The sequence below is a fragment of the Marinomonas balearica genome (assembly GCF_004362145.1).
Taxonomy (GTDB): Bacteria; Pseudomonadota; Gammaproteobacteria; order Pseudomonadales; family Marinomonadaceae; genus Marinomonas; species Marinomonas balearica.
Window position 1 is genome coordinate 520,544 of the sequence record NZ_SNXC01000009.1, and the last position, 13,615, is coordinate 534,158.

11 protein-coding genes are annotated in these 13,615 nt (G+C 41.5%); 7 read left to right on the forward strand and 4 right to left on the reverse strand.

From position 1 onward, the window contains the following. Nucleotides 1–8: 8 nt before the first annotated feature. The 5 genes from DFP79_RS04045 to DFP79_RS04065 all read left to right on the forward strand — a co-directional run bounded on the left by DFP79_RS04045 (nucleotide 9) and on the right by DFP79_RS04065 (nucleotide 4,605). Nucleotides 9–248 carry a hypothetical protein gene (locus tag DFP79_RS04045; protein ID WP_133502643.1) on the forward strand — a complete coding sequence of 80 codons (240 nt, stop codon included), beginning with the start codon at nucleotides 9–11 and terminating at the stop codon, nucleotides 246–248. Nucleotides 249–615: 367 nt separating this feature from the next. Next, nucleotides 616–2,007, forward strand: coding sequence for a flagellar filament capping protein FliD (fliD, locus tag DFP79_RS04050; RefSeq protein ID WP_133502644.1), 1,392 nt, complete (start codon nucleotides 616–618; stop codon nucleotides 2,005–2,007). A 59-nt stretch (nucleotides 2,008–2,066) separates the two neighbouring features. Beyond that, the gene (locus DFP79_RS04055; RefSeq protein WP_133502645.1) at nucleotides 2,067–2,387 is read left to right on the forward strand and encodes a hypothetical protein; all 321 of its coding nucleotides are present in this window, start codon (nucleotides 2,067–2,069) and stop codon (nucleotides 2,385–2,387) included. A gap of 175 nt (nucleotides 2,388–2,562) precedes the next feature. Beyond that, nucleotides 2,563–3,183, forward strand: a complete 621-nt coding sequence (locus tag DFP79_RS04060) for a phosphoadenosine phosphosulfate reductase domain-containing protein (protein WP_133502646.1) — start codon at nucleotides 2,563–2,565, stop codon at nucleotides 3,181–3,183. 171 nt (nucleotides 3,184–3,354) lie between these two features. Continuing rightward, nucleotides 3,355–4,605 (forward strand): winged helix-turn-helix domain-containing protein, encoded by a 1,251-nt coding sequence (locus DFP79_RS04065; protein WP_133502647.1) that lies wholly within the window; start codon nucleotides 3,355–3,357, stop codon nucleotides 4,603–4,605. Nucleotides 4,606–4,653: 48 nt separating this feature from the next. Here the strand turns inward: DFP79_RS04065 and DFP79_RS04070 are convergent, their stop codons facing one another. After that, on the reverse strand, nucleotides 4,654–5,799 hold the full coding sequence (locus DFP79_RS04070; protein ID WP_133502648.1) for an alpha-hydroxy acid oxidase: 1,146 nt from the start codon (nucleotides 5,797–5,799) through the stop codon (nucleotides 4,654–4,656). A 177-nt stretch (nucleotides 5,800–5,976) separates the two neighbouring features. On the opposite strand from DFP79_RS04070, the gene DFP79_RS04075 reads away from it, so the two are divergent. Further along, nucleotides 5,977–6,588, forward strand: coding sequence for a MarC family protein (locus DFP79_RS04075; RefSeq protein ID WP_133502649.1), 612 nt, complete (start codon nucleotides 5,977–5,979; stop codon nucleotides 6,586–6,588). A gap of 537 nt (nucleotides 6,589–7,125) precedes the next feature. On the opposite strand, the gene DFP79_RS04080 is transcribed toward DFP79_RS04075, so the two are convergent. From DFP79_RS04080 to DFP79_RS04090, 3 genes are all read right to left on the reverse strand, one after another. Next, the gene (locus tag DFP79_RS04080) at nucleotides 7,126–7,692 is read right to left on the reverse strand and encodes a hypothetical protein (protein ID WP_133502650.1); all 567 of its coding nucleotides are present in this window, start codon (nucleotides 7,690–7,692) and stop codon (nucleotides 7,126–7,128) included. Beyond that, nucleotides 7,692–8,438 (reverse strand): hypothetical protein, encoded by a 747-nt coding sequence (locus DFP79_RS04085; RefSeq protein ID WP_133502651.1) that lies wholly within the window; start codon nucleotides 8,436–8,438, stop codon nucleotides 7,692–7,694. The genes DFP79_RS04080 and DFP79_RS04085 overlap by 1 nt, the downstream gene beginning before the upstream one ends. 618 nt (nucleotides 8,439–9,056) lie before the next feature. After that, the gene (locus DFP79_RS04090; RefSeq protein WP_133502652.1) at nucleotides 9,057–12,878 is read right to left on the reverse strand and encodes an EAL domain-containing protein; all 3,822 of its coding nucleotides are present in this window, start codon (nucleotides 12,876–12,878) and stop codon (nucleotides 9,057–9,059) included. Between the two features lie 338 nt (nucleotides 12,879–13,216). On the opposite strand from DFP79_RS04090, the gene DFP79_RS04095 reads away from it, so the two are divergent. After that, entirely contained in the window at nucleotides 13,217–13,609 is a 393-nt protein-coding gene (locus DFP79_RS04095; RefSeq protein WP_133502653.1) for a nuclear transport factor 2 family protein, read from the forward strand. Nucleotides 13,610–13,615: the final 6 nt, after the last annotated feature.

Consider the following 13,615-nt stretch of genomic DNA (forward strand, 5'->3'; position numbering starts at 1 on the left):
ATGTGTCAATGATGATTGTTGATTTAGTCGACGAGGTCGATTTTAAAGAGATGCTAAAAGGTATCGGAGCACCGATTTCAGAAAGCATGACCTTAGAGGATGTACAGCACTTGGTAGCTGAGTGGAAAACACAGTCTAGTGAGAATGTTACCAAGTTAGATGAACTAATTGTAGAGCTTAATAACGATCAAATTACGGTTCTCCCAGAAGTCCAAAGCGTTATAGATATTTTCAAATCCCTTAGCTAATTCAGCTAAATCAATATCGCGAAACCACTTTGACGAGATACGTTGCGGTAGCAATGTATCTCGTCATTTATTAGGTGTTTTTTGTAACGATCAATTTGATCGCTAGTTAATCTATTTCTTTTTACTCCTTCGTGTTCATCCTTTTATTATTATAGTTTCCTAAATTTTGATCGTGTTGACATTGCTGCAGGCTATCTTTTCGAAAACTTGACGGTGTTATCGCAATATTTTTTCAAAACCCTTACGCAGCTTGCTCTTGAGCGTTTTTCTCTATAACCGATAATAGTTATATGAGTGCAATGTATTAATTTGTCGATGGTGCGCATGAATGCACGTAATTGAGTGTTAATCGTAGGAGTTTAGCAATATGACAGTATCGTCTTTGGGGGTTGGGTCAGGTTTGGATCTTCAAGAGCTGATGGAAAGTATGGTGAGTGCACAGCGCGATACAAAGGTTGAAGCTTATGAAGATAAAATTAGTGATTATGAATCGGAAGTGTCTGCCTACGGCGCGATTAAGTCAGCCCTTGAATCGTTTCAAAGCTCGGTAGAGTCTTTGAATGACGAAGACCTTTTCACAGGTCGGACCGCCACCACCACTCAGCCAGATTCTGGCGACATCGTCTCCGTAAGCGCTGATGAAGAAGCCTCTAATGGTGCCTATAATATTTCTGTCTCTCAGCTTGCGCAAGGTAGTCGAAGTGTATCCTCTGATGGATTGTTTTCGTCCAGTGACGATGTCGTAACGTCTTCTGGAGGCGATTTGACGTTCACCGCAGGCGACGAAACGTTTACGATATCGGTAGAGTCCGGCACAACGCTCTCTGAGTTACGCGAGCAAATTAATGATGCAGATGAGAATTTTGGTGTCTCCGCCAACCTAGTCGACGATGGTAATGGTAATGTATTTCTTACATTGAACTCAGACATAACGGGTGACGGTAACGATCTTGTAGTCACCAATACGGATGAATCGTTAGACGATGTCTCTTCTGTTGCAACGGGAACGGGCAGTGCAGGTCTAGTTATAGGGGCTGGAGACGGTGCGCAAGATGCCATCATTGATGTCGACGGTATTACGATAAACAGCGATACCAATACATTTGATGATGCGGTATCGGGTCTGAGCATCAAAGCACTCTCGTTATCTGCGGAAGATTCGGACGGTGAGCTCGAAACGGCGCAATCGGTAATTGATTTTGACACAGATTCGGTTCAAGAAACACTTGAAAGCTTCGTTTCGTCGTATAACTCGTTAAAATCCACGTTTGATAGTTACACAGCGGCTGGTGCGATTTTAAATGGTAGTAGCCTAGTTAGAGGGCTAGAAAGTGAGTTAAACTCTGATCTAATGACTTCATTTTCAGATGCGGGTGATTTGACATCGATGTTTGATATTGGTATTGAAATGGACGACGATGGTATGTTGTCGCTTGATACTACGGCTTTTAATGAAGCAATGGAAGACAGCTATGATGATGTAGTGACATTGTTTTCGGGCGATGATGGTGTCGCTAATATAATGGATGAATACCTAGATAGTTATACTGGCTCTAACGGTTTATTGCAGGAAATAGCAAATGCATCCCAAGAATCGGTTGATAACACAGAAGAGAGCCTTGAAAACTTCGAATATCGAATGGACTTATATGAAGAGCAACTTACCGAAAAATTTTCAAACTTGGATGTGCTATTAGCTAGCTTAAATAACAGTGGCGATGCGCTACTAGAAAGTTTAAGCTCATTGAGCAGTTCGTGAGTATAATAGCGAACACTATTTTGACATTAATCGTGATGGCTATTTTTAGTTTATGAACAATGCAGTTTGATCCCGCCTCTATTGAACAGTTAGACCGTGAACTCAATCAAATAATTATGTTGAAAGACGTTGCAGCACTAACTGAGTTAGACAAGCGTATTCGAGCTTTCAACAGTAGAGCGTTAACCGCTCAAGAATTAAAAGCCAACCAAGCACTATTGCAGCGTTTTGCTGATACGATAGCAAAAGCACAAGCCCTGATTAGAGAAGAGCGTCAAAAGGCTAGAGAGGCGCTCAATCAGTCTAAACGCAAGCGACCTCAAGTAAAACAGAACATTTCCAAGATGCGGCGCTACCACGAAGTAAATAAACTAGAATAATAGTCTCTCTGATTAACCTAATTTTTATCTGGTTGCCGCTGGAGTGTTGCATATCATACACATACAATTGATTCGAATTTTCTTATTCAAATTAAGTCTTTAAATTCTGTCTCAACGGATTTGTATTTGCGGATGCAAACTTTTAGTATGCACTCATAAAAGATGGAGTGTCATTATGATCGATATTGAAAAAGCAAATGCTGAATTAGAAGGCGCAACCCCTCAGGCGATTATCGAGTGGGCACTGGGTCAGGCAGACAAGCCAATTGTTACGACAAATTTTGGTCCGCATGAAGCGGTCATCCTACATATGGCTGTTCAGGTAAACCCTAATATCCCTGTTATTTGGATCGATTCTGGTTATAACGTGCGCGACACGTACAAAGTAGCTGAAGAGATTATTGCAAAGTTAAACCTAAACTTAGAAGTCTACACGCCAAAAGTCAGTGCTGCGCGTCGCGACGCAGCGTTAGGTGGGATTCCAAGTGTAGAAGATGATGCCCACGCAGAGTTCACTGAACAGTTCAAACTTGAGCCTTTCCGTCGTGCAATGGCAGATCAAGCGCCTGATATTTGGTTAACAGCGGTTCGTAGTGAGCAAACTGAATTCCGTAAAGACATGAGTGTAGTTGAAACAGGGCCTAATGGTGTTGTTAAAGTTGCGCCCGTCTTACATTGGAAAGAAGCAGATATGATGAAGTATCTTGAAGAAAATGGTCTGCCTACCCCGGATCATTATTTTGATCCGACTAAAGCGCAATTTGGCCGTGAGTGCGGCCTGCATACTAAACTTTAACCTCTAGACCAAACGGATTAAGAGCTTCATAGGCGATACGATGTATCGCCTTTTTTGTTTCTTCTCGCCTTTCAGTGCTCTTTTGAATCTTGTCGTCTTTTATGTACGATATAATAAGTTCATTGGAAGCAATATATGGGGAGCGACGTGTTGTGAGCGGGAGCGAAAAACGTGATTAACTTAGAACGTAGAAAGGATAGGCTGCGTCTTAGGCGACTTGTTTTGAATTCTCAAGGGTTACTTCAAAAGAACGCCTTCGGAAAAGGGTTAAGCGGCGCCATACACACGATTAATCATCTTGGGTATGTTCAGATAGACACAATTTCTGTGGTCGAACGAGCACATAACCATGTGCTGTTTTCTAGAATAGAGAACTTCAAACCCGAAATGATGAACCGTCTTCTCTACAAGCGTGAAGTGTTTGAATATTGGTCTCATGCCGCTGCTTTTCTTCCCATTAACGATTTCCGTTATTCTCTTCCTTATAAAAATGCACTTAAGAAGGGTCAAATTCATTGGTATAAAGATCCTGATCGTAAGTTAATGAGTGAATTGCTCGAACGAATTCGACTCGACGGCCCCATTCGCTCCCGTGACATTGAAACAGAGAAGAAAAACAATGGTGCCGGGTGGTGGGATTGGAAACCAGCCAAAAAGGCACTAGAACAACTCTTTATGGAAGGGGATTTAATGGTGAGCCACAGAGATGGTTTCCAGAAAGTCTATGACCTTACGGAGCGGGTGATTCCTGAATATATCGACATACAGCCTCCCTCAATGGCCGAATTTGCCGAACACCTATTGGATCAGCAACTAAGAAGCCAAGGCATTGCATCGTTAAAAAGTGCAACCTACCTTCGGCGAAATCCAGCACTGCGTAAGGCAGTGAAATCGATGATTGAAGAACGGATACTGGACAATAAGCTGGAACAGTATACCGATCAAAATGGTACGGAGTTTGTCGTCAACGCAGGTGCTTTTGATCAACGCGCTCCACGTGTATCGAATCGAGTACATATTCTTTCACCGTTTGATCCGTTGGTGATTCAGAGGGATCGTTTAAAAAGTGTTTTTCAATTTGACTATCAGATCGAATGTTATGTGCCTGAAGAAAAGCGTCAATACGGTTACTTTTGCCTTCCTTTATTGCACAAAGATCAGTTTGTTGGACGGATGGATTGTAAGGTTCATCGAAAGACGAAACACTTAGAAATAAAAGCATTGTTTCTAGAACAAGCGAATTTAGAGCCAGAAAATTCAAAACCAAAGAAGAATGAAATAGACGACTTTTTAGTTGGATTCTCAGATGCCATCGCTAATTTTTGTACCTTTCAGCAGTGTGATTCGGTATCAGTGAACCGCGTCGTACCTAATCATCTAGAAAACGCTGTTAAGAACGCGCTCGCCGTTTGTAATTTATAAATGGCGAGCATGCGCTACTGCCTATGAAGAGCTGCCTATGAAGAGTTCCTACCGAAATCTTAAATTCGCTCTCGAAAGTTGATCTACAGATGTTTTGCCCATCAGTTTCATATCGCGTTCTAGCTCGGATCGCATTAATCCCAGCGCTCGCTCTACACCGGGCTGCCCCGCTGCCGCAAGTGGGTAGAGGTACATCCGGCCAACTCCAACTGCTTTTGCACCCATTGAAAGCGCTTTGAGTACATGAGTACCGCGTTGTACACCGCTGTCAAGAATGACATCTACTTCATCGCCTACTTCGTCGACAATCTCTGCAAGCTGATCGAAAGAGCTTCGCGAACCGTCTAACTGGCGACCGCCATGATTAGAAATTACGATTCCTGTACAGCCTATATCAACTGCACGACGAGCGTCTTCACGGCTCATAATACCTTTTAAGCAGAATTCCCCGTCCCAGAATTTGATCATTTCTGCGACATCGTCCCAGTTCATGGAAGGATCCAGCATATTGGTGAAATATTCTCCGATGGAGGTCGCGCTGCCGTCCATGTCTATGTGCTCATCAAGCTGAGGTAAGCTGAACTTTTCATGAGTAAGGTAATTGATGCCCCACATAGGCTTGATAGCGAATTGCAGCATGCCCCCTAATGTCAGACGAAAGGGAATGGAGAAGCCGGTGCGTAGATCTCGTTCACGGTTTCCTCCCGTAATCGAGTCGACCGTTAGCATCATGACTTGAATGCCTGATGCTTTGGCGCGTTCCATCATGGCTCGATTTAGACCACGGTCTTTGTGGAAATAGAACTGATACACTTGCGGAGTCTTCACTTGTTTTGCTATTTCTTCTACGCTGACCGTACCAAATGATGATACTCCAAACATGGTGCCGTATTTCTCGGCTGCCGCAGCAACTGCTCGCTCGCCTTGATGGTGAAAGAGTCGTTGTAGTGCAGTAGGGGAGCAATAGACGGGCATATCGAGTTTTTGCCCCATCACAGTGACTGAAAGGTCGATGTCTTTAACTCCCGTTAACACGTTGGGAACTAAATCACAGGATTCAAATGCAGTTGTGTTACGCCGGTAGGTACTTTCATCGTCCGAACCTCCGTCAATATAATTAAATATGGGGCCGGGCAAACGCTTTTTCGCCAGTGTGCGAAAATCTTGGAAATTGTGGCAGTGTGATAGTCTCATGATGGTTCCTTGTCGCAAGATATCGAGTTGTTGTTACTGATTGAGCGCATCGAGCAAGCCTATATCAAAAAGAAGGACTGTTTTTCGCTAAACTATTGGATGATTTAGGGTTCCCTTTATACTTGTATATACATATAATGCGCGCCCAGTTTTTAGCTAACATATGTAATCGAGTCCATGATAACTGATTTTTCAATTCTTTCCGCTACATTGCTATTTTTGTTTGTCATCGATCCATTTGGCAATATTCCAATATTGCTGTCGGTCATGAAAGGTGTACCGCAAAAACGACAAGTACAGATAGTCATTCGCGACGGCCTGATCGGCTTGGTTATCTTGATGTTCTTCTTGTTTTTTGGGGCAGAATTCCTCAAATTACTTCACCTAGAGACAGAGTCGATCTCCATTGCGGGAGGTGTTGTGCTCTTTGTTATTGCGTTGAAAATGATTTTCCCAAGTGTTGCTAAACCCGATTCAGGGCCAGCTATGGAGCCCTTTATAGTACCTATTTCCATACCGATGTTGGCGGGACCTTCTACATTAGCGACGTTATTGGTGATGGTTAAAAGTTATCCCGAAAGTACCAATAATCTAATAATTGCCGTGATCGCAGCGTGGGGGATTTCTGTCGTAATTTTGGCGATGGCGCCTTTATTGAACCGATTGCTCAAAGAAAAGGGGTTGGCTGCGTTAGAGCGTTTGATGGGCATGCTGCTACTGATGATGTCCGTTCAAATGCTTGTGAACGGGGTAAGGAGTTTATTTACTCATACACTGGCATCGTTGTAGCGATAGAATCTCAATTATCGACTTCATACGGCATAGATTTCAGCGGTTTAATTATTCGGTTATGACGTTAATATAAAATTGACTAGTTATTAGTTAGGGAGCCGGCTAATAGTTCAGTCAATTTAGTTGCTCAAACTTGAAGGTTTGCTCTATACACATAAAATTCGAGAGTTTTTAGCCCTATTTTGAGATTTTTACTCTCATTTTTGATGAGCTAGACGGATGAACCCCATGCAGATCGTGTCATTTGGACAACTCTGAGTAGATTTCCAAGTCTGAACAAGGCTAAAAGCTTGTTGTCATTCTTCGACAATCCGTTGTAGGCGATTTCTCGAAAGCCAAACCGGCATTTTAGTATTCTAATTAGGTTCTCAAATTTTGCACTAATGTATACCTTCAAATACTCTGCCCGGATAGAGGGCTTGCCCTAGATCTCCACAATAGGCGTGTATTGCTTGTTGTGAGATCTAGGGTTCTTATCGAAAAGATTCGTTATTGGTTCATGTCAGCAAAACTACCGCGTGTTCCATAAGAATATTACTGCCAAATTAACGTACCCCATTCTGATTCATCCCATTTTTTTTGAGTTACAGGATTACTTTCGTCAGTACTGGTACCGTTTTCAATAGTCACGGTTTCTGAATCATCGCTTCCGACAGAGCTATTTTCAGTATTGAGTGAAGAGCTCTCTGAATCATCGCTTCCGACAGCGCTATTTTCAGTATTGAGTGAAGAGTTCTCTGAATCATTGCTTCCGACAGCGCTATTTTCAGTATTGGCTGAAGAGTTTTCTGAATCATCGCTTCCGACAGCGCTATTTTCAGTATTGGCTGAAGAGTTTTCTGAATCATCGCTTCCGACAGAGCTATTTTCAGTATTGGCTGAAGAGTTTTCTGAATCATCGCTTCCGACAGTGCTATTTTCAGTATTGACCGGAGTGCTTTCTGATGTAACACTTCCGCCTGGGCTACTTTCAACTATTGTGACATTCTCTTCACTGGAAGTATTCTCGCTACTTGACGAAGAGTTTTCAGAGCCTGAAGATCCTCCGCATGATGCCAAAAATGTAGCGGATAAAATCGCCAGAAATAAACGTGTTTTCATCACTGTACCTTCGTAATTTGTACATAGTCTACCAAGTTATCGAGTGCGTCTATTAATGCTTGATCAGTTGTCATATTATTTGTGTTGAAATCATCTGTAAAATCATAGTCACCTGGAGAAACAACCGGATCGGTTTCTGTTTTACTTACATTAAAAGAAAGGCTTAAATATGTTTCACCAATTTTGACGCCTAAACTATAACTTGCGCTAAGATTTGATTGAGATTTAGTGGTGCCGTTATTAACTATTGAGAAAGTACGGTTTACGAATAGGCTATTATCGGATACAGGAAAACTAGAAATATTAAAGCTGCTGCATTCACTAAAATCTGAAACATGTCTAGTTGAAAGGTACGCATATATACTATCTGATGATCTTTCTTCAGCAGGAAATCTAACTTTATAAAGATCGCCAGTGCCGAACTCTTTAAAAGGTACTTCCACAACTCTGTAGTTTGTTGAATAATAGTTCAATTGAAGACCAATTGTAGACGACTTCGGCTCATAAGATATTTTCTGTATATTAGCACTCCAGTAGTCCTCACTTTCACATTCATCTGCTTGTTCCGAAGCGTCTTCTAAAGCAGATATTCTTGAATTTGCAGACGTGATTTTAGAATCTAAAGCGTTAAAGTTTTGGTTTACCTCGGCAGCTTTTGCCGGTGAACCTGAAATAAATATATTAGGAACATCTGAAAACGCTAGTGGACTAATAATTGTACTTAAAATAAATATTATGTTTTTCATATTAAGCTATTTATCCTTATATAACTGTTAAAAATTAAAAAAAATATTTTTTTAAATATAGATTGGTGATCTGGGGTTAATTTTAAGGGATCACATTAAAGTTTGATTTTTATCGCTATATGACTGGTTGTTATCTAAATTAATCTCCTTTTTGTTTAGATTTAAAATGTTTTTTATGATTTTATATGTGTTTAAGATTGAAAAACATATATAAAGTGGAAAATGATTGAGGAGTCTTGAGTAGGCTGTTATTAAATAATGGGACCTCCATGTCAATTGCCTTATTTGAATAACACTAATAAATAAAACTGATATCTTGTTTTCTATAGCTTTTTAATTTACTAGAGTTTCATTTTTTTTTCAATGATGCCTTTAGGGTTCTGCGAATAAGTTGGCAACATGCGACAATTTAACCAATTCTAGATAGTGAAGGCTGTTTTTTCGATTGGAATCAACTTTCTTTCGATAATACTGAATTGCCATTAAACGCCATCAAAGACCTTTTACGAAGTAGTATGAATGAGCTGATTTTATGGTAAATACTCGAAGCTCAAATAAAGCCTCTCTACCACAGCCAATCCTCAATCACTGAGTTTTCTATTGGAGGCACTTTATTTTTTACAGTAACTCTTCAAAATCCTTGAGCGAGACTGGCTTGCTAAGAAGGAATCCTTGGTACGCGGAGCAGCCTTTTTGTTCCAGAAATTCTCGTTGAGCTTCTGTTTCAACGCCTTCTGCAATGACCGACAATTGTAAGCTTTGAGCCATAGTAATAATGGTTTGCGCGACAATGGCGTCATCATGGCTATTTGGTAAGTTGGCGATAAATGAACGGTCAATTTTGAGTTGCTGTAATGGCAAGCGCGTAAGATACGATAATGAAGAATACCCAGTACCAAAGTCGTCCAAAGAAAACCCTACACCGAATGACTTAAGAGCGTATATTTTATTGATGGAATCATCAATGTCTTCAATTAAAAGGCTTTCTGTCATCTCAATTTTCAAATGACTCGCGGGCGCTTGAGTTTGCTGTAGTATTTGGCGTACTTTTTCCACAAAGTTGCTTTGACGAAACTGGTATTGGCTCACGTTAACGGCTAAATCTAGATCTCTAGTTTTTGAATCTGTTGACCAGGTTTTGAGTTGTTTACACGCGTTTTCCAACACCCAATCACCTATAGGTACAATTAAGCCTGATTCTTCTGCCAGTGGAATAAACTGATTAGGTGGGATTAGGCCAAGTTTAGGGTGTTGCCAACGTATGAGAGCTTCAGCCCCGACGATGCCTATTTTGCTGTCATATTGAGCTTGGTAATGAAGGAAAAACTGCTGATCGTCAATTCCTTGTCGCATAGCCGCTTCAAGAGCCGCTTTTTCAGCGATGGCTGTCTGCATGTCAGGGCTGAAATGTAGAAAGTTATTGCGACCATTTTGCTTTGCTTGATACATCGCAATGTCAGCTTGTTTTTGCAATTCATGAGGATTGCTCTGCATTCCTGTAAATACGGTAATGCCAATACTAGACGTAATATGGTGTGTATGTTCGCCGATGATAAAGGGTTGGCAAATGGTCTCTGACACCGTGTTGGCAATCTGATTGATTCGGTCACTTACCTTGTCAGGGCAGCTACCCAAAGTCGTCAGCATAATCATAAATTCATCACCACCGAACCGTGCAACACAACCGTCTTTTTGTATTGTTAATTGAAGCCTTTTAGCAACTTCTTTTAACAATTGATCGCCTTTATCATGCCCGTGAGTATCGTTGAGGTTTTTGAAGTTGTCTAGACCGATAAGCATGAGTGCGCCGTGGTGTTCAGAACGTTGAACGTTAGTTAGGACATGATCCAGTTTCTTTATGAACAGTCGGCGATTGGGCAGCGAGGTGAGCAAATCATGGTAGGCAATATGTTCTATCTCAGCGGTTCTCTGTTTCAGGCTTTTAATACGAATACGGTAAATACTAATAATCACAATAAGACAAACGGCGATTACTAAGCTATTAAACCATCCTGTTTTCCACCACGGTGGCAAAATGACAATCGGCAGATTAACGCCTTGACTGTTCCAGACTCCGTCGCTGTTTGAAGCCTGAACATGAAATAGGTACTCACCTGCATCCAAATTGGTGTAGATGGCCAAGCGTTGTTTGCTGCTGACAGTATTCCAATGTTGTTCTAGTCCTTCCAGTCTATAGCGGTATTGATTGTTTTCAGAGTTTGCGTAACTTAACGCCGAAAACTCCATAGAAAAAATAGCATCTTGATGGGAGAGAGTGAGTGAATCTGTGTACTGAATCGCTTGCGTTAAAACTGATTCAACGGAGATCTCGACAGGTTTATTGAATATTTTAAGATCCGTAATTGCGACCGGTGGGACAAACGGATTATCTTCTATCTGCTCGGGGAAAAATGCATTTAGCCCTTTGCTACCACCAAAGAAAACTTGTCCATTGGGCGCATGCGCGTAGCTGTTTTGGCTAAAATCATTACTTTGCAAACCATTTTCGGCGGCGTAGTTTCTAAATGTGCCAGTTTGCACATTAAATTGAGATAGACCGTTTTTTGTACTGACCCAAAGGTGACCTCGAGAGTCTTCCAACACACCTTCAACATTGCTGCTTGGAAGCCCTTGGTTTTCCGTATAGCGAGTGAAACTTTGATGTTGCGGGTCAAATTTGTACAAGCCATCTGAGGCACCAACCCAGAGCATCTTCATCCCATCTAGGTGGAGGGATCGAATACTTCCTCCTTGTAACTTGTCTGGGGAGTGGTATTCCGGAAGGTAATTCACGAAGGTTTCTGATCGTTTGTCAAAGTGGCTTAACACACCGTCCCAAGTACCAATCCAAAGTGCATCGGTGCCATCAGGATAGATCGCCCTGACGTTTTTTCCTCCTATGCTGCTATTGTCATTTGAATCGTGGGTATAGTGAGTGAACTGCTCAGTTTCTGGATCAAATCGACTCAGGCCTCCGAATTGACCAAGCCACAAAATACCGTCTTGATCCTTATAGATTTCTAAAACATGGTTTGATAAAAGGCTGTTTGGATCATTAGGATCGTGTCGAAAGTGTTTGAACTCGCCAGTTGCTTCATCGTATCGATCTAATCCGCCTTCCCAGCCGCCCAACCAAAGAAACCCACGTGAATCTTTTTGTATGCTGCTGATATACAGCCCCGGACTGAGTGACTGGCTGCTGTCCTGATTAGGGAGATAATTGGTGACGGTTCCGGTGCGTTGATCAATCTTACTTAGGCCTCGAGGCCAAAATCCCACCCAAATAATGTCATTTGACTCAGCATAAACTTCGGCGACTCTGCCACTCAAAATACTGTTAGGGTTAGAATCTTGATTTTGGAGCAAACCAAATTGTTGCTGTCTAAAATCAACCAGATTGATTCCTCCGTTGACCGTACCTAACCACAACAAACCGGATGTATCTTTAAAAATCGAGGTAACGCTATTGTCGTTAAGGCCATGAGGGTTTGAGGCGTCGTGCAGGAATAGTTGGGAGAATTGGGTGGTTTCACGATCAAAATAATACAGCCCGCTCTTCGATGGAATCCAAAACCCTTTGTTGCCGTCTGCAAGCAGGTTTGCGCTAAATAAGCCAAGAGACTCAAGAGGGTATTGGGTAAATTCTTCTGCTTCTATATTAAATTTTACAAGTGCCGCGGGAGCCCAAGACAGTATCCAAAGATTCCCCGAATTGTCTGCATAAATATGATCGCCTGAGAGGCTTTCAATTGTCTCAGAGGGGCGAACTAACTCTCCAGTCATTGGGTCTAATTTATATAACCCTTTTGCTCCTACAAACCAAATGTTTCCTTTCACATCTTCAGTAATGTCGGTAATACGGCCTACAAAATGACCCGCAGTATCTGTACTAAAAAGTGTAAATTCATTGTTTACAGGGTCAAACTTATTCAGCCCGCTGTCCGATGTACCGAACCAAAAGTTCCCGCTATTGTCTTGAAAAATACTCTCAACAGAATTGCTGCTTAAACTGTTGGGGTTGGTAGGCTCATGCCTATATCGAGTGAAGCGTACAGTTCGAGGGTTAAATTTATTAACACCTGAGCTGTTTGTCGCCGCCCATAATTGCCCTTGATCGTCTTCGATTAAATCTTGAATGGAATTTGAGCTGATGGTGTTGGGGTTATCTGCGTTGTTTTTATAAACAACAAATGTATTGCCATCATATCGATTCAGGCCATCTCGGGTGGCAAACCACATGAAGCCTAGACGATCTTGTAAAATAGCTAGAACGTGGTTCTGAGAAAGTCCATCCTCTGTTGTGAGGTGATCTAGCTGGATGGTTGCTTGCGGAATATTAGAGAAACCATCATCAGCATATGCGGGGCAAACGATAAAAAACCAAAGTAGCAACTGACTTATTGGAATCAAAACTCTCTTTTTTACGATGCTAGCTTTCATGAGACCTCGATATCAATAGGAATAAAACGAGATAACTGTCCATGTTAGTTTGTAAAATTATAACTTTATTGCGGAATAGAGAAGGGCTTCACTACATAATATTACATTATTCATCGCAGTTTAACGCCGATGCATCTGCACACTAAATAATATAAACGGTCGAAAATTACTGGAATCGAAACTTGCTAAGGTCAAAAAATCTGCGTTTGGTAGCGTATTTACTCCAAAATCTCTTTACTGAGCAGGAATCAAATATGTTACAAATACCGTCACACGGAATTTATCGCAGTTACACACCGAAAACTCTTATGAGCTAAAGTTCAAATAGTAGGAATTATATGTCATTGAATGAACCCCAAAAGGAATTGAAATCGACAGTAGAAGCCTTGATTGACGCGGGCTGTAATTATCGACTTGATGACCTCGCAAACCTGTATGCACCAGAGCTGATCATTGTCATGCTGTTACCAGATGGAAGTGTTTTAAACTTCGACTACCAACAAAACATGGAATTCTTCCGTCGATTGCGAGATTCAGGAGCACCTTCACTCGATAAGACGGCTGAATTTAACTATATCGATGTGCGAGAGCAATCTGGTTATGTGATGGTGACACGACAGATGGATTTGGGAGATGGTCCCAAAAAAATCGTTTTTAATCTTATGCTTAAAAAGTCCAATGATTTATGGCAAATATATCGTGAGCAGGCCGTTGTAATAAACGAAGCATAAAAAGAC